We start from the raw sequence: 24,740 nt of genomic DNA on the forward strand, positions 1-24,740 counted from the left end.
TACTCTTAAGGAGTGATGTGTATATGGATTTTCTTTCAGCCGAATATTTGTCCGCCCTACTTGCCATCATTGTAATTGATTTAGTGTTAGCCGGTGATAATGCCATTGTAATTGGATTAGCAGCAAGGCGATTACCGAAAGATCAGCAAAAGAAAGTTATTATATGGGGCACTATCGGGGCAATCGCGATTAGAGCCCTTGCTACCTTAGTTGTCGTTTGGTTGTTAAAAATACCAGGGCTACTTCTAATTGGTGGTGCACTCCTTATATGGATCGCTTACAAATTAATTGCTGAAGGCAAAGATCACGATATTAAGGCAGAAGAAGGTTTCTGGTCTGCTATTAAAACCATTATCATTGCTGATGCATTAATGGGCATTGATAATGTCCTCGCTGTTGCTGGAGCTGCGCATGGCAATTTTTCTTTAGTAATCATCGGGCTATTAGTTTCAATTCCAGTAGTAGTTTGGGGCAGTACATTAATTTTAAAATGGGTCGACCGTTATCCTATCATTATTACAATTGGAGCAGCTGTTTTAGCTTATACTGCCGCGAAAATGATTGTAGACGAGAAATGGTTCGCTGCATTTTTCGAAAGTAATCCTTTCATAAAATGGGCATTCATCATTATCATCATTGCCGGTGTAGTTTTCTTCGGAAAGGCAAAACAGAAAGCAATAGATGGTTCTATCTCATGATGATGTTTTATTTACAAACAAAAGGCACTATTCATAGGAATAGTGCCTTTTGTTATTTATTTAGCTTCCCCTTCCGGAGTCGTCTTTACCTTCGTTTTATTTTTATCACGATGGTTATAGTTGTACTTCGAACGATCAACCGGTGTAAATCCTTCCGGTGTGTAGAATCGTAATAAGTCACCATTCACGACTTGGTCAGAGTATTTTAACGAGTTTTGAACCATTTGTTCATTTTGTTTTATTTCATCTGTAAATTCTACTGGTTTTCCAGTCGTTGTATCATAGTATTTGCCGTTTAATGCAGTAACTGTTGGGCTTACGAAGTTGCCGTTACGGAACGCAACAACTTGTTTATGATCTGGTGATAATAAATCTGAACCAAATTGAACATAATTTTTTGTATCTGTTCCTAGTAAGTGTAAAAGAGTTGGAAGAACATCAATTTCACCACCATATTGATGTTGTACGCCACCTTTCACACCTGGTACACGAACGATAAATGGTACACGTTGTAACTGTGCATTTTCAAATGAGTTAATTTCTTTACCCATTACTTTTGACATTGCTGCATTATGATTATCTGAAATACCGTAATGGTCTCCGTACATGACGATAATAGAATTATCGTATAAACCAGATTGTTTCAAGTAATCGATGAAACCTTTTACAGATTCGTCTAAATAACGTGCTGTTTGGAAATACGTGTCTACAGACGAGTCACCTGTGTTTGCTGGTTCAATTGTCGCTTCCTCTTTATCAATCGGATACGGGAAGTGATTCGATAACGTAATAAACTTCGTATAGAACGGTTGTTTCAATGTTTCTAATAACGGAATGGATTCATTGAAGAATGGTTTATCTTTTAATCCATAGTTTACTACATCTTTTTCGTTCATATCATAGTATGAAGCATCAAAGAATTTATTAAAACCAAATGATTTATAAATATCGTCACGGTTCCAAAATGTTTTATAGTTACCATGGAATACAGCTGATGTGTATCCTTGTTGTCCTAAAATTGCTGGTGCTGATTGATACGTATTATGAGATTTCGTTGTAAATACAGACCCTTGTGGTAAACCAAACATAGAATTCTCTAACATAAACTCCGCATCAGATGTTTTCCCTTGTCCTGTTTGATGGAAGAAGTTATCAAAATAAAGCGTATTCGCATCTTTTGTAAATGAGTTTAAGAACGGCGTAACTTCTTGACCGTTTAATTTATAATCAATTAAGAAGTTTTGGAATGACTCTAAATGAATATAAATTACGTTCATTCCCTTACCTTTACCGAAATACTCAGGATTCGGACTAGCATAAGTTGATGTTAAATAATTTCTTACTTCTGTCATATTATCTCCATCAGCTAACGCTCTTTCCGTTGATGCTTTCGCACTTTGAATTCCATCATAAATTGTGTAGTTATACGCCCCTAAATATTTCACAATATAATTCCGGTCAAACGTTCTTGTTAATAATTCAGGACGGTCAGATTCTGCAAGTCCTAAGTTAACACTGAATAATAAAATACCTGCTACAAATACTAGTGATACTTTATGCTTCGCAACACGAATTGGTTTTGGATTTGCAAATTTCGTTGCAACTAATACAATTAAAATAATTGTATCTAAGAAGTATAGCGGATCATAAAGATGTAGCAACGCAACAATACTACCACCTAAATCTCCAAAGTTATTCGTTTGTGTCAACGTCGGGAACGTAATAAAGTCACTGAAAAAGCGATAGTATACGACGTTTGCATATAAAAGAATCGACAATAACAAGTTGATAACAATTAACCAAATATAAGATCGTTTCCCTTTTGCAAATAATGCAAGTCCTAAAAATAGCACTGCTGAACTAAGCGGGTTGAAAAACAGCAAGAATTTTTGGATTGTATTTGAAATACCTAAATTAAATTCTGTTACATAAGCCGCATATGTTTTGAGCCAAAATAAAATAACGGCAAACAGAAAGAATCCAAAATGATTGCTTAGCACGCTTTTGCTCTTTAATAAGAATTGTTTCATTTCTCCACCTCTTTTGATCATCCAAGGCTTATTTTTTATAAGTCTGTCTCTCTATTCAATTTTTTATCTTCAAATAGATTCTATTTATTTAACTATATGAAGAATACTAGTAATTATAATTTGAAGCTAGTATTTATTCAACTATTTCTTTCTATACATTTTGACCTTGGTTTCTATTTAACAAAATAAATTTGTAACATTTTCTGTTTTCTCCCAAGATTCATCCACTAATTATGACATCACATACTATATACCTTTATTCCCTACTTCGCAAATAAATATGTCTCCAGTTCTGGAACATTAATGTAATATAATTAAATTCACAATAGATAACATTTATTTTTTAATGTATATTATATTTCTTCAGTTATTTATGCTTCAGCCATTCTTCTATGTACAACATTCAAATCTCTTTCCTTCAATAAATTTATTTTTAAATAATTATTCACAATCCATAAAATACAATTCATAAAAAAAACCTCGTTCTCAAAACGAGAGCGAGGTTTTCATCATTTATTATTGACCTTTGTACATTGCATCTACTTGTTTTTGAAGTTCTTCATTTTCTAAGAACTCATCGTAAGTAGCCTCTTTATCGATTACACCGTTTGGCGTTACTTCAATAATGCGGTTTGCAATTGTTTGTACGAACTGATGGTCATGTGATGTGAATAAAATTGTACCTTTAAATGCAATTAAACCATTGTTTAATGCAGTGATAGACTCAAGGTCTAAGTGGTTCGTTGGGTCGTCAAGTGTAATAACGTTTGCACCACTTAACATCATTTTAGATAACATACAACGAACTTTTTCGCCTCCAGATAGTACAGAAACGTTCTTCTTAACTTCTTCGCCTGAGAATAACATACGGCCTAAGAAACCACGTAAGAAGCTTTCTGACTCATCTTGTGGAGAGAATTGACGTAACCATTCAACTAAATTGTAGTCACTGTTCTCAAAGTATTTAGAGTTATCTCTTGGGAAGTACGATTGAGATGTTGTAACGCCCCATTTAAATGAACCACTATCTGGCTCCATTTCACCCATAAGGATTTTAAATAATGTCGTCATTGCAATATCATTACGACCGATAAATGCAACTTTATCACCTTTATTTAAAGTGAAGTACACATTATCTAACACTTTTTCACCATCAATTGTTTTAGAAAGACCTTCAACAGTTAATAAGTCATTTCCTACTTCACGTTCTGGTGTGAAGCCAACGAACGGGTAACGACGAGATGATGGCTTAATATCATCTAATGTAATTTTATCTAATAATTTTTTACGAGAAGTTGCTTGTTTCGCTTTAGATGCGTTTGAGCTAAAGCGCGCAATGAAGTTCTGTAACTCTTTTACTTTCTCTTCTTTTTTCTTATTAGCATCTTGTGTTAATTTTAAAGCTAATTGGCTTGACTCATACCAGAAGTCATAGTTACCAACATAAAGTTGAATTTTACCGAAATCAAGATCAGCCATGTGCGTACATACTTTATTTAAGAAGTGACGGTCATGGGATACAACGATAACTGTATTTTCAAAGTTCATTAAGAAGTTTTCTAACCATTGAATCGCTTTTAAGTCCAAGTGGTTGGTAGGCTCATCTAGTAATAGAATATCAGGTTGACCGAATAAAGCTTGAGCAAGTAATACTTTTACTTTCTCTGCACCAGTTAACTCAGACATTTTCTTATCATGAAGGTCTTCACCAATACCTAAACCTTTAAGAAGGATTGCAGCTTCTGACTCAGCTTCCCAACCGTTCAGCTCAGCAAACTCACCTTCAAGTTCTGCAGCACGCATACCATCTTCATCACTAAAGTCTTCTTTCATGTAAATGGCATTTTTCTCTTGCATTACTTTGTAAAGACGAGTATGACCCATAATTACAGTTTCTAATACCGGAAACTCTTCATATTCAAAGTGGTTCTGTTTTAATACTGCTAGACGCTCGCCTGGCGTAATATGTATGTCACCTGTTGATGGTTCGATTTCTCCAGATAAAATCTTTAGAAACGTTGATTTACCAGCACCGTTTGCTCCGATTAAACCGTAGCAGTTACCTGGCGTGAATTTTATGTTAACATCTTCAAACAATTTGCGATCCGCGAAACGCAAACTAACGTTACTTACTGTAATCATTTGTGTCCTCCTACTAATACCGCTTATTTCAGCGTTTTCTCACCGATTGTCTTAAAAAATCGCATATTACGACTCAATTATTGTAGACTATAGCTATTATATAGTAGAAGCTGGATGAATAGCAACGGTTGATTGCTATTCCTTTCTTTCCAAACTCGAATAAAACCTTTGTTTTTAATTATATTAAAGTTACATACACGTTTTAAAGAGGATTCATTTTGAAAAAACATTTATAATTGGAGCATTATGTTTATCAATTTAAATAACACAATAATTTGTATGCATTTCGCATTATAAATAGCAAACTAAAACGCTCAGAAAATATTCTGAGCGTTTTTATTTCTTTCTCCAACTAAAGCACCAGTTAGTGTAAAAAGCTATTTCACCATTTGTATTGTTAATTTATCTTTTAACATTGATCTATATGAGTCAATTTCATATTTTGTATTATTGATTTTTTCTTTTTTCATTTTTAACATATCGAATATTTCTAACTCTAAATTCCTTCTAGCTTCAAGAACTTTTATCGCTCCTTCTACCCCTGAATGGTTATGTTCTTTCCCATAGCCCTGATTCGTGTAATAGTCGACAATTCCTGTGGACCATTCTGGATTTCTTTCTTTTAATGCCTTCCTAAATGAAAATTCAAGATCATCTTGTTCTACATAGAATAACATTGGATTTAGATTCTCTATGATTTTTGCAACTTTCATTACATAATTTATTATTTTTTCTTTTTGTTCACCGTATTTAATCATCCCAATCGTTAATGGATTTTGTATGAAACAACATTCAAAAATATAAACCTTATCATCTTCTAGAGCAATTTCAGCAAAATCATGCCATTTGTCAGTAATTAATTCAACATTTTTATCAAATGGCAATTCATATATATCGTTTCTTGAAATATCGTTACATAATTCGTCCGAAAGCTGGTCACCAAACTCATTTTTTATCTTTCTGTATGGTAATAAATAATTGCTTCCTTTTTTTAAAACTCTTTTAAGAAGAACTTCTTTAAAATCTCCACTGTTAGATACTAATCTATCGAATTCAAATTTATTAAAACAAGATACACCATCATAGTCGGCGGGGTGGTTCAAATTCCCCTCTAAAAATAGTTCAACTTCAATTTTATTTTGGTTTAGAATTTCATTTATTAGCTTTGCAGTGGTCGATTTTCCGAATCCAGGTAAACCTTCTACTATTATTAGTTTTGTATTCATAGCTATAAATCCCTTCCCTCAAAGTATTTAACCAAGATTAAAAAAATTACTTACTCCACTGCAATCACTCCTTCAAAACACGATATTCAACATTTCCTTTAAAAAATCCTTCTTAAATTAGCCTGATCGTTAACTTAAGAACATTTTTTCACAATCTCTATCATTATTTTAACATAAACTTTCCATTTACCTTTTAAAAAAGATAGTCCACCAGAGTGAACTATCTAAAGTAAATTATATCTTTTAAATCAAATACTTTGTCAGGAATCCCCAATCGTTGCGCTGGTGTTTTTTACTGTTTTCTTTTTCTCTTCCCGTGCAATTTAACTATATATACGTGCTTAAACACTATAATAACAGTAAAAAAGGATGCAAAATCATATGTGACTTTGCATCCCTAATTTGTGTGTTATTTTATATTTTCTATCCTATAACGGAACCAGTTACTTTTAAAAGTGGATTCTTTTATTTCCTTTCACTTAATTTCTTTGCATAATCCTTCATTTTACTCGTTACCCCTATTAAAGCAGGTAACAATATTGGCATTACAATAATAGCTAATAGTAACAGTGCAGCACCAACAACGGATGCTACTTGTATAAGCGTTAATACACCTGAAGGGATCAATGCAGCAAATGTACCACCTAAAATTAGTGCTGCTGATAATACGACTCCTCCAATATGACGAGAAGCAGTTACAATTTTCGTCGCTGGGTCCCCTTCTAACTCATTGTATCTCATCATTACAAAAATACTATAATCCACTCCTAAAGCGACTATCATTATGAAACTAAAGAACGGAACATTCCAGCTTAATGAATCTACATGTAAAACATGCGTACTAATTTGTTCACTTATCCCTAATGATGCAAAGTACGCTAATAGTAACGATCCAATAATAAAGATGGTGTTTAATATTGAACGTGTAATGACGATTAGTACGATCGCAATTCCAATTAACATAATTGTAGCTGTACGTAAGAAGTCTTGCCCTGTTACTTCTTTTAAATCAACGTTTCTAGCTGTCGTTCCTCCAATTGCTGTTTTCGCATGATTTAATTCCGTCCCCTTCAAAGTACCAGCTATAGTTTTATTGATTTCTTGAATAACTGGCATCGCTTCTTTTGAATACGGATTTACGTCTAAAATGATTGTCATTTTAGCAGTCTTTCTATCATGTGACATGTACGTATTCAAAGCTTTTTGGAAATCTTCTCCCTCCAAAACTTCTTTTGGAGTATAGAATTTCTCAGAGCTTTTTGATTCATTTAGTTCTCCTAAATATTTCTGAGCATCCCCTAGGCCGTTACTTACCTTTTCAAGGCCTTCTGTACTTTTAGATAGTCCTGATTGTAATTGCCCCATCTGTTCTTGCAAGTCTTTCAGTCCGGTTAATAGCTGACCTTGCCCATCGTTTATTTTCGTTAATCCGGTTTGTAACTCAGATGACTTGTTTGCAATTTGTTTTGAACCTGTTGCTCCTTCATTTAATCCATTTTTAAGATCAGCTGCTCCTTTTTGTAACTTAGTAACTCCATTGCTCATTTCTTTTAAGCCGTTATCCACTTTCAATAACGACTGATTCGCTTCTTTAAATGAGCCCATTGCAGCTTTATGCTGCGTTGCTAATTGATTTAATTCATTTGAAAGCCCACCTAATTGCTTTTGAGCCTCTTTAGCAATTCCTATCGTCTGCAGAATGTTAGGATCATTTGCTAATTCTGGTTTCGTTTGAATAAAATTGGTCATTAACATTTCAATTTGTTCATAACCTTTCTTCGCACCGTCAATCGCTTGAGAAATACTTCCGAAGTATTGATCGTAAGAACTTAAACCTTTTTCTAACTGCGTATAGCCAGCATGAAGTTGTGAAGTTGCATGAGATAATACACTTATATTTTCATTTACTGAAGTTAACCCACTCTCAATTTGCTGCGCACCTTTTGCTCCGTCATTTATGCCATTTGATAGTTGATTTAAAGCTGTTCCTAATGCCGATACACCATTTTTCGCTTCATTTGTTCCATCAATTAACTTTTGAACGTTTGCAAGACTATTTGAGTCCTTATTACCCATCTTATCTTTCGCAGTAGTTAATCCATCATTAATTTCCTTTATACCACCATTGGCATCTCCTAAACCTGTATTTAGTTCACCCGCTTGTTTATTTATATATAGTTCTTTAATCCTATCACCAGTTGGACGTGTCGGTGAATATACTTCTGAAACACCTTTCACTTTCAAAATCTTATCAGTTAGTTCATCTAAAGTTTGAAGCGAACTCGCCTCATCTAACTTGTTATTCGATTGAATGACTAACGTACTTGGTGAAGAAAAACCAGGTGGAAAATGTTCTTCTATTACGTTAATCCCCATTTTCGACTCATATTTATTGTCTACTTCAAATAAATCGTTGTAATTAAGTGTATTAGAATACTTTAATATGAAAGGAATCGATATCACGAATACAATAATTAAAGCTACAAATGGTCTCACTACTGAGTTTTTCGCAAAGAATCCCCATAGACGACTGTCTTCATGACCTTTAAATGTTTTAACGGGATAAAACATCCCTTTTCCTAAAAGCACCATGAAAAACGGATTTAACGTAGTTAATACTAGTAATAAAACTGCGACACCAATTGCTACCGCTGAAGTAGATTGATATAATTTAAAACTCGCTAAAGCAAGAGATGCAAAACCAATTAGTACTGCTATCCCGCTATATAAAACGGTTTTCCCTGCCGATTTAAATGTTTCTTTCGTAGCCAAAAATGCGTTTTCTTGTTTACTTAATTCTTCTTTAAATCTCGTAAATAATAAAATGTTATAGTCCGTTCCTACCCCAAACAGGACAACAACGACAAACACTTGTGTAAAGTTAGAAAACGGAAAATTAAATTGATCTACAAGATGAGCAATAATCCCCATTGAAACTAAATATGATACCCCAACAGTAAGAAGAGAAACAATGGGAACAATAGGTGAACGGAATATAATGATTAATATTACAAGAATGAAAATAATTGAAATAACTTCAGTCTTTTTCACTCCCTCTTGAGAAGATGTAAGAAAATCACCCGCGATTAAGTCACTTCCTGTTAAGTACGTTTTTACCCCTTTCGTTTTCACTTTATTATGAAGATTATTTGAAACTTTCGATATTTCACCATGTTTTTTATCTATCGATATTTGCGTTAAAATAGTCGTATTATCTTTAGAAACTAATTGTTTCTCTAATTCTTTATTATCTAAATGTGAAACAACTTCTTTAATTCCTAATTGTTCTTTTTCATTTTGCAAAGCATTGATTGTTTTTGTTATTTCCTCTTTTTGTTCAGTCGTTAAAGCTGTTTTACTACCACTATTAAAAACTGCTATAATCTCATACTTTTCTGTCCCGTCTTTATTCATTTCTTTTATCATTTTGTCAGCAATACTACTTTGTTCTGTATTAGGAATCGTAATGTGCCCTTTTTCTTTCACTAATTTATCCATATTAGGCATCGTAACGATCATTGTAATGGTAATAACTATCCACAATAGAAAAGATAAACTTCTCCAATTTCTCAGCTTGCTCATTTGCATCATCTCCCGCGATTAAAATTTCATGTTAGTTTCGGAATGAATATTCATTCCCACCTTTTTAAAATACCATTTCGGAATGAACATTCATTCCTATTGCTCTATTACATTGTTTTATAAACTCTATTAAACTACTTTTTCGGAATGAATGTTCATTCCTTTAGTTACACAAATACCCTCTCCTACTCTCATTTTTTAACTATATTTAGGAATGAATATTCATTCCTGTCCTTATAAAGCTATAGAATCAAATGATTCTAATAGCGTTCCAAGAGCTTTCTTCCAATTCTTTTACTAATTCTTTTGAGTACTCTAATTGCCCTGTTGCAATTACTTTCGTTAATTTTTCAAGTGGTTGATATACAATAATAATTAAAGCAACTGGAGGCAATGGACGAAGAAAACCTTTTGCGATTCCATCTTCAATAATATTCATAAAGAAACCTATAAAATCGTCAAATATTTGCTTACTCTGTTCGTCAAGAAAATAACTATCGCAGTGAGAATTTGTAAATAAAAAAGCATCTACATTATTTCTCGCAAATTCAAATAAACGGTTGTACGTATGACTAAACTGTTCACGAATATTTGCTTCAACAGGAAAATCCGTTTTTATCATTTCAGAAAGCTCTAACATACTTTTTGAAAATAATGAGTTAACAAGCGCCTCTTTATTTTCAAAATAGCGATAAATAGTACCCGCACCGACTTTTGCCTTTTCAGCGATCATTGGAATTGTCGTACCATCATAACCACGCTCTGCAAAAAGTTGCATCGCAGCATCAAAAATATCCTCTTGTTTGTTTTTAGCCATTTTTTCCACCTCTATTTTCAGGAATGAAAATTCATTCCGTTTTTAATTATAAATTACATGGAGTAAAAGTCAAGTGTTTGGCAAGTATCATTGCGTTCTTAATCCCTTGTTTGTGAATAAATTTATATCAGCGATTATTAGAATATATCAGCGCAAGTCTAATTTTATCAGCGATTTTCAGAATATATCGGCGCATCTCCAATTATATCAGCGATTTTCAAAATATATCGACTTACCGACAAAAACTGACAATCAAAGAGAAAGCTGTCCCAAAATTTGATTTTGGGCAGCCGGATTTCCTATTGAAAACTTAAAAGAAATCATAAATAAATGCTTCTCGTACCGGAACTATTTTCTCAAACGCTTGTATTTCCTCTTCGCTTCCGCTAATTAATTCTAATTCATTTAGTTCTAATGGGCGTTTGTATCCAAGCAATATTGTAGATAGTGCATTTATATCTAGCTTGATCCCTTTATCCATCGGTTCTTCTATAATTGTTATTTCATAATTTGCAAGTCTCACTGATACATTATTCCACGGTGCAAATGAATCTGTAATATGTAAGATTACTTCTTGCTGTACGTTGTTCCAGTTCAACTCATATTGTTTTAAGAACTGCTCTACATCTACAATTCTTCCCATAAAATATGGTTTTATTTCTGTTTTCACACGTGGTTCTTGCAATGTATATAACAACTGTTCGTTTTCACTTACTGTCATTTCAAGTTCTTTAATCATAGAATCATGTTGGCAAATAAAGTTCCATAACCCGTTTCTCGCTTCATTATGTAATGGAACGAATTCTTCTATTGTCATTTTATAGTTTTCTATTTTATATAATATATAGCCAGCTGCAGTTTTATTTTCATCATAGTAAATTGCTAATGTTAAATCATCATAAACTGCTTGTAACCACCATTTTTCATTTCGAACTAGCATACCAGAAAAACGTTCTGCAAATGTTTCATAAAGCTTCTCGACTTCTTCTGAGTGATTTTCTTTATTGAAACGTTTCACAGTACCAATCACTTGTTTTTTCATAACTAAATCACTCTTTGTCATATGACATACGAGAAGATTCGCACAAAGTTCCCAGCCATATTTACGGTAAAATGCAACAGCAAATGGATGTAACATCGATACTGTATATCCGTCTTTTTTCATCGTTTGAAGTGAATGTTGAAGTAATTCTTTCACATATCCGCTTCTTCTGTATTCTGGATACGTTGCTACCCCTGCAACGCCACCCATTTTAAATTTTTCTTTTCCTATGTATATATGGAATGGAATAAGGTGTAGTTTTGCTGCTAAGTTCTCCCCTTCCATAATACCGTATACTTCATGACTTTCTTTCATTTTTATAATTTGTTGCTGCATTCGTTCCTCTTCTACTTTATATTGAAAAGCGTATTCTGATAAGCGTAATGCTTCTTTAAATTTATCTTCCTTTAATCGTATAACGTTCATATATTTCTCCTCCATTCCTTATTCGAATTGTACCATAATTCGAAATATTAAAGTGTGGCGAATGAAATTATATGGACTTAACGACACAAATTCAATATAAAAAAGCAGATACATCCTGTATCTGCTTCTCCAGAGTGTTGGGAAACCCTTTAGGGTTCCCAACACTCTGGAATCTTTTTTGATTTTAGCTAATAAAAACAACATAAAATAATAGAATTTAGAAAAATAGCCCTCCACCTGACCCTTTTTGGTCAGATGGAGGGCTATTTTTTTCATGTTTTGACAAGCTGCGGTGAGATAAGCTTGTATTTGGACAGACTTCAGCCCTCGAAACCGGGCATAGCGGTAGCCATGTAGTTCTTTGGCGTCCGCAAAGCTTCGCTCTATAGTTGAACAACGTACTTTATACAGTTTTTTCCCTGTAGATGTGAGCTTGTTTTTTCTAGCGATATCTTTATATTTCTCCCATATATGATGAGTGATAACTTTTTGTTTTTGTTTCTTCGAAAAGCAGACTTCACGTAGTGGACAAACAGCACAGTCTTCTGGATTTGATTTGTATTGACGATACCCTTCACGATCCGTTGTTACATATTCTAAAATACATCCCATTGGGCAAGCGAATACGTTCATTTCTTCTACATATTTAAATTGGTTTTTCGGTACTTCTTTATTTCGTTTTCCAAATCGGCGATACCCCATCACCATAAATATATTCCGTTCTGATAATTTCTTACAGATATAGCCTGTAAAATAGCCTGCATCAAGAGCGACGGCTTCTACTTTGAATCCGAACTTATCAATCTGAGCTTGGAGGCGTGCTAAATACGGCTCGGAATCTGCCATATTTCCAGCCGTTACATAGGTATCTGTAATAATGTTGTATTTCGCATCAGTCGTACGATGATCCAAGAAATGAAAACCATTTGGTTTTCCATCTCTCATTAAAAACCCACTATCTGGATCAGTTGTACTTATACGAGTTTTTTTGGTTGGGGTATCACTTTCCTTTCTAGGTTTTAATTCTTTTTTCCATGTACCTCGCGATCTTCGATTACCGCAGCTTCTAGTTCATCTATATAAAACTTTGCCTTTTCTTTTTTATATTTATGTACAAATTTATTTTTATTGGCATTGGCCTTAATATGGGTAGAATCTGTCATCAGTGCACGTCCTCCTACCATTCGGTGCTCCGTCGCTTGTCTCACAATCTCATCAAAAATTTCTTCGAAAATATTTGTATGAATAAAACGAGTACGACGATTCCAACTGATTGTAGAATGATCAGGAATAGTATCCGATAGAGAAAATCCTAAAAACCAACGGTAGGCAATATTCGTTTTAATCTCCTTTTCCAATTGACGCTCAGAACGAATACCGTAAAAATATCCAATAAACATCATCTTAAATAAAACAATAGGATGAATGGACGGGCGTCCATTGTTTTCACAGTAATAAGGGCGTAACTTCTCTTCAATAAAATCAAAACTAATTGTCGCTTCAATTGCACGAAGGAAATGATCTTGTGGAACCAACTCTTCTACAGAAACAGATACACGCTCGTCACGATGATTTTTTAAAGCACCCATCATAAGAAATCTCTCCTTTTCCTCTTTTTTATCAGTGTTGACACATAAAAAGAGGTTCAGACACAAAAACAGGCTGTGGCACAAAAACAGGCTGTGGAAAAGACTTTCTCCACAGCCTGAAAAAGCAGATACATCCTGTATCTGCTTCTCATTACTTTATTTAGCCAACTTTTGAAGTTCTTCGAAGAATGTAGGGTATGATACACCTACTGCTTCTGCGTCTTCAATTGTTGTTTTACCTTCTGCGATACATCCAGCAATCGCAAGCATCATTCCGATGCGGTGATCACCATAACTATTAACTGTATTTCCTTTTAAAACTGATTTCCCGTAAATAATCATCCCGTCTTCAGTTGCTTCTATACGAGCACCAAGTTTCGTTAATTCCGCTACGACTGTATCAATACGGTTCGTTTCTTTTACTTTTAATTCGTGTGCATCTTTAATAACTGTAATTCCTTCTGCTTGCGTTGCCGCTAATGCAATTACAGGAATTTCATCGATTAATCTTGGGATAATATCTCCGCCGATTTCGATTCCTTTTAATGAAGATGTTTCAATTGTAATGTTTGCAGCTGGTTCTGATGCTCCTTCGTTAATTGGCTCTACAGTGAACGTAGCACCCATTTTCTCTAAAACATCAATAATACCTGTACGTGTTGGATTCATGCCTACATTTTGTAATACTAGTTTACTATTTGGAATAATTGCACCTGCTACTAAGAAAAAGGCAGCTGATGATACGTCACCTGGTACTTGAACATCTGTCGCTGTTAACTTTTGTCCACCTGCTAGTTTCACTGTCTTTCCTTCGCGAGTCACTTTAACGCCAAATGCTTCAAGCATTCTTTCCGTATGATCACGTGAAATATGTGGTTCTGTAACAGCTGTTACACCTTCTGCACGAAGCCCTGCAAGTAAAATAGCTGACTTTACTTGTGCGCTTGCTACCGGCGAAGTGTATTCAATTGCTTTTAAATCTCCACCACGTATTGTTAGCGGTGTAAACGTTCCTTCTTCGCGCCCATCAATGTTCGCACCCATTTGTTTTAATGGATTTGTTACACGTTTCATCGGTCTTTTTGCAATAGACGCATCACCTTGTACGCAAGAGAAAAATGGTGTATTTGCCAAAATTCCTGACATTAAACGTATAGTTGTACCAGAATTACCAACATCTAATACAGCTTTCGGTTCTTGCAGGCCTTCTAATCCTTTACCAACTACAGTGACTTCATCACCGTTTTGCACAATGTCTACTCCCATTTCTTTAAAACAAGAAATCGTACTTAAACAGTCTGCACCAGGCAGGAAACCTTTAATTGTTGTTTTTCCTTCTGCAATCGCACCGAACATGACAGCGCGGTGAGAAATCGATTTATCTCCTGGAATTGTAATGTTGCCATTTAATCCGTTATTAACAGGTTGTATTGTTCTTTCCTTCACGTTTTCACCTTCTCATTTAAATTGTTTCATAAGTTTGGTATTTTTCTTCTCCAAGCGCGAGTTTCGCTTGCATACGATCTTCTTCTCTTTGGAAGCTAATACGTAATACCCCAAGCAACCCTTCACGTGCTTCTAATATTTGCAAGTTCGTAATACTAATTTCTTCGCGCGCTAAAATACTTGTAATGTGAGCCAATGCCCCTACTTTATCTAAAACATCGACGTATAAGTCGTGATAGGCAGGAATCGCTCCTCTCTTTCTTACCGGTAAAGAGTCACGGTATTCTTTCGCATCCGCAAAATAGTTTTGAATCTCGCCTGCATCTCCGGCAGAAACTGTATCATATAAATCTTCCATTTCAGAGATCCACTCTTTTAATAATACCATTAAATGCTCTCGATTTTGCTTAACAATATCACTCCACATTTTCGGACTACTAGATGCGATACGTGTAATGTCTTTGAAACCTCCAGCAGCTAGCTGATGAATAAGTGGATTATCTCCTGCATGTTTCTCTACTTGCTTCACTAAACCTGCTGCGATAAGGTGCGGGAAATGACTAACGATTCCTGTTACATAATCATGTTCTTCTGTATTTAAAACAAGAAAATGTGACCCTGTTCCTTTTAACCAATCTTTTAATTCTTCCACATGTTCATTTGGCACATGATGCATCGGTGTTAAAATGTAAAATGCATTTTCAAATAAATGCGCTTTTGCACTTTCAACTCCCGTTTTATGAGAACCCGCCATCGGATGTCCACCAATGAAAGAAACTTCCTTTGAAAATAAAGCTTCCGCTTCATTCATAATCGTCCCTTTCGTACTACCAACATCGGTTACAATAACATCTTCTCGTAAACGAAATGACGCTAATTTGTGTAATAACTTCTTCGTTTCTTCAACTGGAGAAGCAAAAACAATTAAATGTGCCTCTTCACATGCATGCTGTAAATCAACTGCTATTTCATCTACTACGTGTAATTCTTTTGCACGTTCTACTTGTTCTTGAAATATATCATAACCTGTTATCGTTACATCGTGCTCTTTCTTAATTGCTAATGCGAGAGAGCCTCCGATTAAACCAGTTCCAATTAATACTACCTTCTTACGCATTTGCCTCATCTCGAGACTTTCTTTTTTTATTTTCAAAGTGTTGTTGTAACACTGAAATCACTCCTTCATTTTGCTCCCTTGTTCCGACTGTAATACGGACGCCATTTGGGAACGGACGAATAATAAATCCTGCGTGTGCACAAGCTTCATAAATCTCTCCAGCATTCTCAACTGGCAAGAAGATGAAATTTGTTTGCGATGGATAAAATGGAATATCATGTTCCTTACAAAAGCTCTCGTATTGTTGTAATCCCTCTGTATTTACACGAACTATTTCCTCAATAAACTCCTCATCACCAAAAGCAATCGTAGCTGCTTTTTGTGCTAATGAAGATACGTTAAATGGCAAACGTACGACATTTAATTTTTCGATTAACTCTTCCTGTCCAATTGCATATCCTACGCGGAAAGAAGCTAATCCGTACGCTTTAGAAAACGTTCTAAGTACAAGAATGTTTTTATGTTTTTGTAAAAGCGGTAATGTCTCTGGGAAATCTTTTGCTGTTACGTATTCATAGTACGCTTCATCAATGACAATTAACGTATTTTCACTAATCCCTTCAATGAATTGAGTCAATTTTCGGTCATCCACATATGTGCCTGTCGGATTATTCGGATTACAAATCCATACGATTTTTGTATTGTTATCTACTACTGAAGAAATTTCGTCTAAGTCGTATACACCGTTATTTAACGCAACTTCCTTCACTTCGCAACCTTCTATAATTGCATGATGACGGTACTGCGGGAATGTTGCCCCAGCCGTTACGATGTTATCTCCTGCTTTAAGTACTGCACGGCTTATGATTTGAATGACTTCATCTAAACCACTACCGCAAAGTACTTGTTCCATTTGCACATGTAACTTATTTGCAATTGTTTGACGGAGTGTTGTAGCACCTCCGTCAGGATATAAAGCATGATCCAACCACGATTTTTGCAACTCATCTAAAACACGTGGTGAACAGCCGAATGGATTTTCATTCGATGCTAATTTCACAAATGAATGATCTCCGTACACTTCTTTCATTTGTTCCGGTGATTTACCTGGTTTATATGGTTGTAATGATGATAGTTGATCTTTTACTTGCATGTTAAAACCACCTTTTTATTAAAATTCTTTTGCGTATTTATTATGTTGCGTAATATTTTGCTGAATTAACTCCATACGATCTTTTCCGAATTGTTCGACTAGTGCATGTGCAAGTTCCCATGCTACAACAGATTCAGCTACTACACCTGCTGCTGGTACTGCACAGCTATCAGATCTTTCAATACTCGCTTGGAATGCTTCTTTCGTATCAATATCAACACTTTCTAACGGTTTGTATAATGTAGGTATTGGCTTCATTACACCTCTTACGACAATTGGCATTCCCGTTGTCATACCGCCTTCTAAACCGCCGGCATTATTCGTTTTTCTCGTGTATCCTTGTTCTTCATCCCATAAAATTTCATCGTGCACTTTACTTCCTGGCTGTCTTGCCGCTTCAAAACCAATGCCAATTTCAGCACCTTTAAATGCATTAATACTCATAATCGCACCAGCAAGTTTTGCATCTAATTTACGATCGTAATGAACGTAACTACCAACGCCAATCGGCATTCCTTCTGCAATGACTTCTACAATGCCTCCGATTGAATCTCCGCTACTTTTTGCATTATCAATTGCATTCATCATCTCTTGCTCTACTGTTTTATCTAAACATCGAACTGGTGAGTTTTCAGTAATTGTTTGAATTTCTTCAATAGACAAGTTAGAAATATGTTTTGATTTTACTCCGCCAATTTCAAGTACATGCCCTGCAATTTCTACGCCTAATTCTTTTAAAATTTGTTTCGCAACCGCACCAGCAGCTACACGAACTGTCGTTTCTCTTGCAGATGAGCGCTCTAGTACGTTTCTTATATCACGGTGACCGTATTTAATTGCCCCGTTTAAATCCGCATGTCCTGGACGTGGTTTCGTAATTGTACGTTTCATTTCTTTACTTTCTTTTTCCGAAATTGGATCTGCACCCATTACTTTCGTCCAATGTTTGAAATCATCATTTTTTACGATTAACGTAATGGGTGAGCCAAGTGTCATCCCATGACGAACACCACTTACAATTTCAACTGTATCCGTTTCAATTTGCATACGTCTTCCGCGTCCGTGCCCTTTTTGTCTTCTTAATAATTCTTTATTAATATGTTCCGCCGCCAGCGTTAAACCTGCTGGTACACCTTCTAAAATAACTGTTAACTGCGGTCCATGTGATTCTCCAGCTGTAATGTATCTCATTTCTCTTGCCCCTTTACTATTTTTTTGTACAAAAAAGTCCCTACTGAGCGCTCAGTAGGGACGATGTTCATCGCGGTACCACCCTAGTTGTAGACTTCTTTCGTCTACCTCTCTTCTTCTTTAACGATCATTAGACCGTCTTTCCCATCAAAACTTGACGAAAAAGATGCTCCAAGGCTGTAATTCATGCTTATCTTTGTACTGATTCACACCGACCATCAGCTCTCTTTAACAGTGAGATAAGCACTACTGTTTCCTCTTCAGCGCATATATAATATGGAATTAAGATAATTTATTTTTGAAACCTTTTAACTCTTCCATGAATCTATGGAATTCCGGAATATCCATTTGTTGTGCAGAATCTGATAATGCAACTGCAGGGTCTGGATGTACTTCAGCCATTACTGCATCTGCGCCAATTGCAAGTGCTGCTTTTGCTGTTGGTAATAATAAATCTCTACGTCCAGTTGAATGCGTTACGTCAACAACAACTGGTAAATGTGTTTCTTTCTTTAAAATCGGTACTGCTGAAATGTCTAATGTGTTACGTGTCGCTCTTTCGTATGTGCGGATACCGCGCTCACAAAGAATAATTTGGTCGTTACCTTGTGCAATGATGTATTCCGCTGCATTAATGAACTCATCAATTGTTGCTGCTAATCCACGTTTTAATAATACTGGCTTGTTAACTTTACCTACAGCTCGTAGTAAATCGAAGTTTTGCATGTTTCGTGCACCAACTTGAATTACATCAACGTAGTCTAATGCCATTTCAACATCGTTCGGATTTAAAATTTCACTAATGATCGCTAAGTCGAACTCATCTGCTACTTGACGTAAAATTTGTAATCCTTCTACTCCTAAACCTTGGAAATCGTATGGAGATGTTCTCGGTTTGAAAGCACCACCGCGCATTAATTTTAAGCCTTGGTCTTTCATTGCTTGCCCTACTTGGCGAACTTGCTCTAAGCTTTCTACCGCACAAGGTCCCATAATGAACGTTTGTGTTCCGTTACCAATCAATTCACCTTTTACATCAACAATTGTGTTTTCTTGTTTCTTTTTACGTGATACTAGTAATGCTTTACGGTTATCATCTTCTTGTAATTCTAAGCTAGCTTTGAAGATTGTTTTGAAAATATGTTGAACCGTTGACGTTTCGAATGGTCCTTCGTTATTCTCTGCAATCATATCAAGCACTTCACGCTCACGTACTGGATCAAAACGTTTCGTACCTTGTACTTGCTTTTGTTCCCCAATTTTTTGAACGATTTCACCGCGTTTGTTTAAAAGGTGTAATAGTTGTAAGTTAATTTCATCTACCTGTTTACGTAATTGATCTAATTCATGATTTGCCATTTGGAAATCCTCCTCTAATGTTTTAAAAGTATAGTAAGAGAATGAAAAATTCTCTATTTTCTGAACTGGTCAATTATACAAATTTAAAGTGGAATCGATACCTCTTCTTATTTTAAACTAATAATTCGTACAAAGACACTATCTACTAGTTAAAAACCCACTTTTTTTGTACAAAAAATCCCTACTGATGCAATCAGTAGGGACGATATTTATCGCGGTACCACCCTAGTTGTAGACTTCTTTCGTCTACCTCTCTTCATTGTTAACGATCATCTGACCGTCTTTCCCTTCATAAAGATAAATACTATCTTTACTACGAAAAAGATGCTCTAGGACTGTAATTCGCTCTTGTTTTTGTACTGGTTCACACCGACCACCAGCTCTCTGTTACAGGGAAACAACAACTACTGCTTTTCCTTTCAACGCATGCATATTTAATTTTCAAGTTGGGCCACTAAAATACAAAAAGTCCCTACTGAATAAATCAGTAGGGACGATATTTATCGCGGTACCACCCTAGTTGTAGACTACACTTCTGTCTACCTCTCTTCACTGTTAACGATCAATTGACCGCTTTTTCTTCATAAAGACAATACTATCTTTACTACGAAAAAGATGCTCCAAGACTGTAATTCATGATTATCCCTGTACTGGTTCACACCAACCACCAGCTCTCTGTTACAGTAAGACTAACCACTACTGTGATCTCTTCATTGCACTTTGTTTATTCAAATGTTTTTTGAAATTGAATAAGTATGATTCGTATTATAGAACGCTTTTCAAAACACTGTCAACAACTTTTTATATATTTTTTCAAATTACATTTTTGCTCTACATTTCTTCTTGTAAATTCTCCAGAACAATTCCGATGCGAATTATCTCATTATCTATTGCATTTATTACACATTTTTCTACTCTATATCCAATTAATAATTCTTTTATTTGAATGATTTCAGTTTCAAGTAAATTAGCTTCCTGAAGCGTTTGCAGTGAAGTGAAAAATACGTTTGCATACAACTCTTTATACATCTTTATACTCTCTGTCTTCTCAAGTATTTCATGAAATAACTGTTTTAACTCCGTTTGATTCCCTTTTCCACCCACGTCCGAAAATGATTTACAAATTATCAATAAGCCTCTTTCTACTATTTCATCCATAAATAATATAATACGTAAAAGCATTACATATTCTCTAGCTGTGATTCCCCCCATTTTCGGTCGCTCTCGCAAAAATATACTGAGCCAAGCTGCCCAAAATTTTTGTTGTTCTTTTGCACTTAACGTTTTGACGTAATAGCATAAGAACTGCATAAATTTAATTTTATTTTCTTCATTTTCTCGTATAAGTAAAGGGTATAACCAATCTGTTTTTTGCTCCCAATACAGTACACATTTAATAAATACAAAACTGAGCCATTTTAAGAAAGCTTCCCTCGTATGCGGATGTAATATTTCCAAATGTTCTACCGCGTACTTAATAAATCGCTTCATTTCTGTAAATAAAGGTAAATTGATTTGTGTGTAACATAAGCCGGCCCATGCATATTTCGTAATCTCATTTTCCTTCTTTAACTCTAAGTACGGTAACAAATATTTTCGGCACCATTGCTTCTCAATATGATAAAGAAATGTAATGTCTGCTACTAAACGAGCTATCATAAAATTTGTCCGTTCTGTACTAATTCTTACTTGTTCTTCAAACAAAAATAAATATTCATACACATTACGATCGTATAAATGATCATATGATAACAGTTTTAATAATACTGCTGTCATTTTCCCAACAGGATGCTGAATCGATTCATTGTAAAAATCTTGTTTTGCCAGCTTAAAATCCGTGTCACTTTTCATGACCTGAGGGAATACCGAAAAAGCAAATCGCTTTACATTGCGTATACTATTTTCCTCTAACTCTTCTAATCGATTACTAATTTCATATAGAAAGCTACTAATTAACCAATGAAAAGCTGTATTTCTAACAAATTTCTGTAATAGAGGAATAACTTTTTGTATTTGTTCATTTGTCAGTCCTCGGTTATTTCGCCACTCTCTAATACAAACAAACCATACTTCATTACTTATTTCGTGCATTCCAACTAATTGATATGCAAATGAAATACTCCATTCTGTATTCAATTTACATGCTTTCGATAACATCTCTAAAAAATGACGTTGTTCAAAAACACCATCTTGAGAAAATTGCTGAACTTGTTTCATAATTTCCTCATCTTTTAGCTGCAATAATCCATCGGCAGTTACATTACAAGTAATACTTTGTTCTGCGACCTCTTTCTTTTGTACACTGTATCGATCAGAATGAAAGTGAGGATGTTTTTGCTTCATTAACTCATAACCTTTTGCTGTAGATGGACTATTTGTATCACAATTGAATAATAAATCTAAAACGAAACAAACATCAAATGCCCTCTCCTCTGCAAGATCCTTCAGTACAATTTGAATGACTTCTTCTTTTGTTTTTTCTAAAGAGAGTGCGTAATGATTTTTTATAAGTTGAAAAACTTCTTGTTTATACGTGACATCTAAAAGAATCCCTTCCTGTAACAACCATTTTATTTTCTCATCGGCGCTAACAAATATATTTTTATTCATCGCATCAATTGCAATTCGGTTTTGAAGTATGCTGTTTGCTTCTATCATTTCTGTAATATAATAATTTGCTTTTTTCTCATCGTTTTCACATAGATAGGCTAAACATTCTTTTACAATTTGAATTAAAAATGCAAGATCATTTTGCTGAAACTCTTTTTCCACATTTTCCTTATCCCTTTTTTTCAATGCCGTTTGCCTTAGTGATAACATCCGCAACTTCTCTATTCCCATCATCATAATTGGAACGGCGTAATAAGAAATATGCGGTTTCATCTTTTCATTCCAAATTTGCTCCACAAAAGAAAATGTAGACACGGGTAAACGACTCGATTCCTCAAGTTCTATTGATTCCCCGGTATCATTTCCCCACTTTCTTTCACGCTTCAACTTAAGTTTGCCGTCCAAAATAAACGTTAGTAACAATAAAGCAATTTCTTTATGCTCAGGAAAAGAACATTTTTGCAGTAAGTAAGAAATTGTTTCGATCGATTTACTATCTTTTTCAGCTGTTTCTAATAAAAGGAGTGTCCACCTTGCAAACAACAAAGGGTCCATTTTCATTTTCGTTTCGTTTAAGTAGCTACAAATTGTTCTCCATAATAATGGAGATAGTTTAGAATGATTTTTAAAAATTAATTGAAATAATTCTTTTTGATGACTAAAAAGAAATTGTTCCACTAACCATTTTGCCAGTAATTCATCTACCTCGTTATAGTTTGATGTAATTAAAAATAAATTTTGTAATTTCCCTTCCGCTTCAAGCCATTCCACCCATTCATAATCGTGAGCAAATTCAACAAAGTAGCGGACTGTTTCAATTTTTTTTATGGATTGTTTTATGTATGATAATTGTTCCTGCTCTACTGACGGCGGTACTGTTACTATGTCACGAATTCGCATTCGTTTCGTAATATAATTATCACCCATTAACTCAGCCCATCGTTTCACTGCTTTAACGAGAGACTGATGATTATTCCCTTTATTCGGATACACAATCGGTCTTATCCCTAAATGCTCCCAATGGTACGTGTTTTCCCCTTGTGCGACAAATGCATAACGCCTTGTACTTGGTGGTAAACCAGTTGCTAAATATTTCATTACTGGGTCATTATGGCTATATCCAACGAATAAAACGGTATAATTCGAGAATAAATCAACTAAAAATCTTCTTGCCCATCCTTCTGTCAAGTAAGCCCTTCCAAAATCACCATCTGTTAAAATTAACGCTTCTTTTTCTTGTTCTATATTGCCATGTATGTAAGCGAGTCCTTTAAACGCTCTACCTGTAGGTAACGCAGGTGCGTAATATACGTTTAATTCTCTATTCATTTCTTTCATTGCAGTTGTAAAATGTCGATCAAAATTTGTTGTTACAATACGGACTTCTGTATCTAAAGGAAACAACCTCGGAATCGCATAATGAAGCGGATTCGGCTTTGACTTTTCAATATGAACTAAATCTCTTGCAACTTGATGTACATCTTTTGTTTTCGCAATTTTACCAAGATAATAATCATGCGGTTCTGTTATTTCACGTTTTTCGACATATAACGTCTTTGCAATTTCATCAACTAAATCATCAAAATTCGGTAAGTTTGATTTCCCTTTCATAGAAACTCCCGCTCCAACAAATAGTACTAACTTTCCTTTTTCAAGATGATCAATTAACTCGTCTGGAATTTCTACTTCTGAAGTAATCCACACCGAGGATTCCCCCTTACCTAAAAATGTCATATACTCTCATTTTACTATAACATTTTTTCTTTGTTTTTTTAATATTTAGACAAAACATGAGCATGAAAAAGTTTTATGTAAATATATCCGTTACAATGTATGAACTCTTATATTTATTGCAAAACTATGGATAAAACGGAGGTGTAAATTTTGAATGATTTCACAGTAGTGCTTATCAAGTTTATATCGTGCATTATCGCATTTAGTATCGGACTCGCTTTATTTTTCCCAGCAACGTTCGTCCAAATTATTTCGTTCAGTCTCTTCGTTACAATCGTATCTTATATGTTCGTTGATAAAATTATTTTAAATCGAATTGGCAATACTGGTGCCATTATGTCGGATTTCTTACTAACGTATTTAAGCGTATGGATTTTCGGTAATATTTTATTAGACAACTATATGCAAATTGCATGGGGAAGCATCCTTTCCGCAATTGTCTTCACATTATCAGAAGTAATCGTTCATCGCTTCTCTAACTCTCACACAAGGCACCATAACGATAATATTCATATTAATCGACGTTTCGCATATGGTACGGAGTTTGCGGAAGAACAGAATATATTGGATAAGGATAAGAAGAAGTAATATTTTGATGCAGGGGCGCCCTTTTTAATTATGTGGTGCTCCTTTTTTGT

General features: G+C 34.8%; 14 protein-coding genes, 1 pseudogene and 3 other annotated features. Of the genes and pseudogenes, 2 read left to right on the plus strand and 13 right to left on the minus strand.

Annotation, left to right across the window (positions count from 1 at the left end; genetic code table 11):
- The first annotated feature begins 23 nt into the window (after nucleotides 1-23).
- A complete protein-coding gene (locus BGI23_RS14200) occupies nucleotides 24-698 on the plus strand; it encodes a TerC family protein (RefSeq protein ID WP_070806303.1) in 675 nt (224 codons plus the stop codon).
- Nucleotides 699-754: 56 nt separating this feature from the next.
- Here the strand turns inward: BGI23_RS14200 and ltaS are convergent, their stop codons facing one another.
- The 13 genes and pseudogenes from ltaS to BGI23_RS14270 form a co-directional block, all read right to left on the minus strand.
- Entirely contained in the window at nucleotides 755-2,728 is a 1,974-nt protein-coding gene (gene ltaS, locus BGI23_RS14205) for a lipoteichoic acid synthase (protein WP_070806304.1), read from the minus strand.
- Between the two features lie 516 nt (nucleotides 2,729-3,244).
- A complete protein-coding gene (locus BGI23_RS14210; protein ID WP_000633868.1) occupies nucleotides 3,245-4,870 on the minus strand; it encodes an ABC-F family ATP-binding cassette domain-containing protein in 1,626 nt (541 codons plus the stop codon).
- A gap of 377 nt (nucleotides 4,871-5,247) precedes the next feature.
- Nucleotides 5,248-6,096: a P-loop NTPase family protein gene (locus BGI23_RS14215; protein WP_070806305.1), complete on the minus strand. Its 849-nt coding sequence runs from the start codon at nucleotides 6,094-6,096 to the stop codon at nucleotides 5,248-5,250.
- A 465-nt stretch (nucleotides 6,097-6,561) separates the two neighbouring features.
- The gene (locus tag BGI23_RS14220; protein ID WP_070806306.1) at nucleotides 6,562-9,678 is read right to left on the minus strand and encodes an MMPL family transporter; all 3,117 of its coding nucleotides are present in this window, start codon (nucleotides 9,676-9,678) and stop codon (nucleotides 6,562-6,564) included.
- A gap of 250 nt (nucleotides 9,679-9,928) precedes the next feature.
- On the minus strand, nucleotides 9,929-10,495 hold the full coding sequence (locus BGI23_RS14225) for a TetR/AcrR family transcriptional regulator (protein ID WP_001107302.1): 567 nt from the start codon (nucleotides 10,493-10,495) through the stop codon (nucleotides 9,929-9,931).
- Between the two features lie 310 nt (nucleotides 10,496-10,805).
- Nucleotides 10,806-11,963, minus strand: a complete 1,158-nt coding sequence (locus BGI23_RS14230; RefSeq protein ID WP_070806307.1) for a GNAT family N-acetyltransferase — start codon at nucleotides 11,961-11,963, stop codon at nucleotides 10,806-10,808.
- A gap of 222 nt (nucleotides 11,964-12,185) precedes the next feature.
- A pseudogene (locus BGI23_RS27480) lies at nucleotides 12,186-13,555 on the minus strand (IS1182-like element ISBth7 family transposase); the annotation flags it as partial.
- 153 nt (nucleotides 13,556-13,708) lie between these two features.
- Entirely contained in the window at nucleotides 13,709-14,998 is a 1,290-nt protein-coding gene (gene aroA / locus BGI23_RS14245) for a 3-phosphoshikimate 1-carboxyvinyltransferase (RefSeq protein WP_070806308.1), read from the minus strand.
- 16 nt (nucleotides 14,999-15,014) lie between these two features.
- Complete coding sequence (gene tyrA / locus BGI23_RS14250; RefSeq protein ID WP_070806309.1) at nucleotides 15,015-16,115, minus strand: prephenate dehydrogenase; 1,101 nt, start codon at nucleotides 16,113-16,115, stop codon at nucleotides 15,015-15,017.
- Nucleotides 16,108-17,208 carry a histidinol-phosphate transaminase gene (gene hisC / locus BGI23_RS14255; protein WP_070806310.1) on the minus strand — a complete coding sequence of 367 codons (1,101 nt, stop codon included), beginning with the start codon at nucleotides 17,206-17,208 and terminating at the stop codon, nucleotides 16,108-16,110. The genes tyrA and hisC overlap by 8 nt, the downstream gene beginning before the upstream one ends.
- An 18-nt stretch (nucleotides 17,209-17,226) precedes the next feature.
- Nucleotides 17,227-18,399 carry a chorismate synthase gene (gene aroC / locus BGI23_RS14260; RefSeq protein ID WP_070806311.1) on the minus strand — a complete coding sequence of 391 codons (1,173 nt, stop codon included), beginning with the start codon at nucleotides 18,397-18,399 and terminating at the stop codon, nucleotides 17,227-17,229.
- A gap of 53 nt (nucleotides 18,400-18,452) precedes the next feature.
- Nucleotides 18,453-18,672: a binding site (T-box leader), on the minus strand.
- Between the two features lie 9 nt (nucleotides 18,673-18,681).
- Entirely contained in the window at nucleotides 18,682-19,758 is a 1,077-nt protein-coding gene (locus BGI23_RS14265) for a bifunctional 3-deoxy-7-phosphoheptulonate synthase/chorismate mutase (protein WP_001273582.1), read from the minus strand.
- A 195-nt stretch (nucleotides 19,759-19,953) separates the two neighbouring features.
- Nucleotides 19,954-20,190, minus strand: a binding site (T-box leader).
- A gap of 54 nt (nucleotides 20,191-20,244) precedes the next feature.
- Nucleotides 20,245-20,481, minus strand: a binding site (T-box leader).
- Between the two features lie 108 nt (nucleotides 20,482-20,589).
- Nucleotides 20,590-24,102, minus strand: coding sequence for a DUF4020 domain-containing protein (locus BGI23_RS14270; protein WP_083322732.1), 3,513 nt, complete (start codon nucleotides 24,100-24,102; stop codon nucleotides 20,590-20,592).
- Between the two features lie 150 nt (nucleotides 24,103-24,252).
- On the opposite strand from BGI23_RS14270, the gene BGI23_RS14275 reads away from it, so the two are divergent.
- On the plus strand, nucleotides 24,253-24,690 hold the full coding sequence (locus BGI23_RS14275; RefSeq protein ID WP_061182369.1) for a YndM family protein: 438 nt from the start codon (nucleotides 24,253-24,255) through the stop codon (nucleotides 24,688-24,690).
- Nucleotides 24,691-24,740 lie beyond the last annotated feature (50 nt).

This window comes from Bacillus sp. ABP14 (genome assembly GCF_001831375.1).
In the GTDB taxonomy this organism is placed as follows: domain Bacteria; phylum Bacillota; class Bacilli; order Bacillales; family Bacillaceae_G; genus Bacillus_A; species Bacillus_A paranthracis.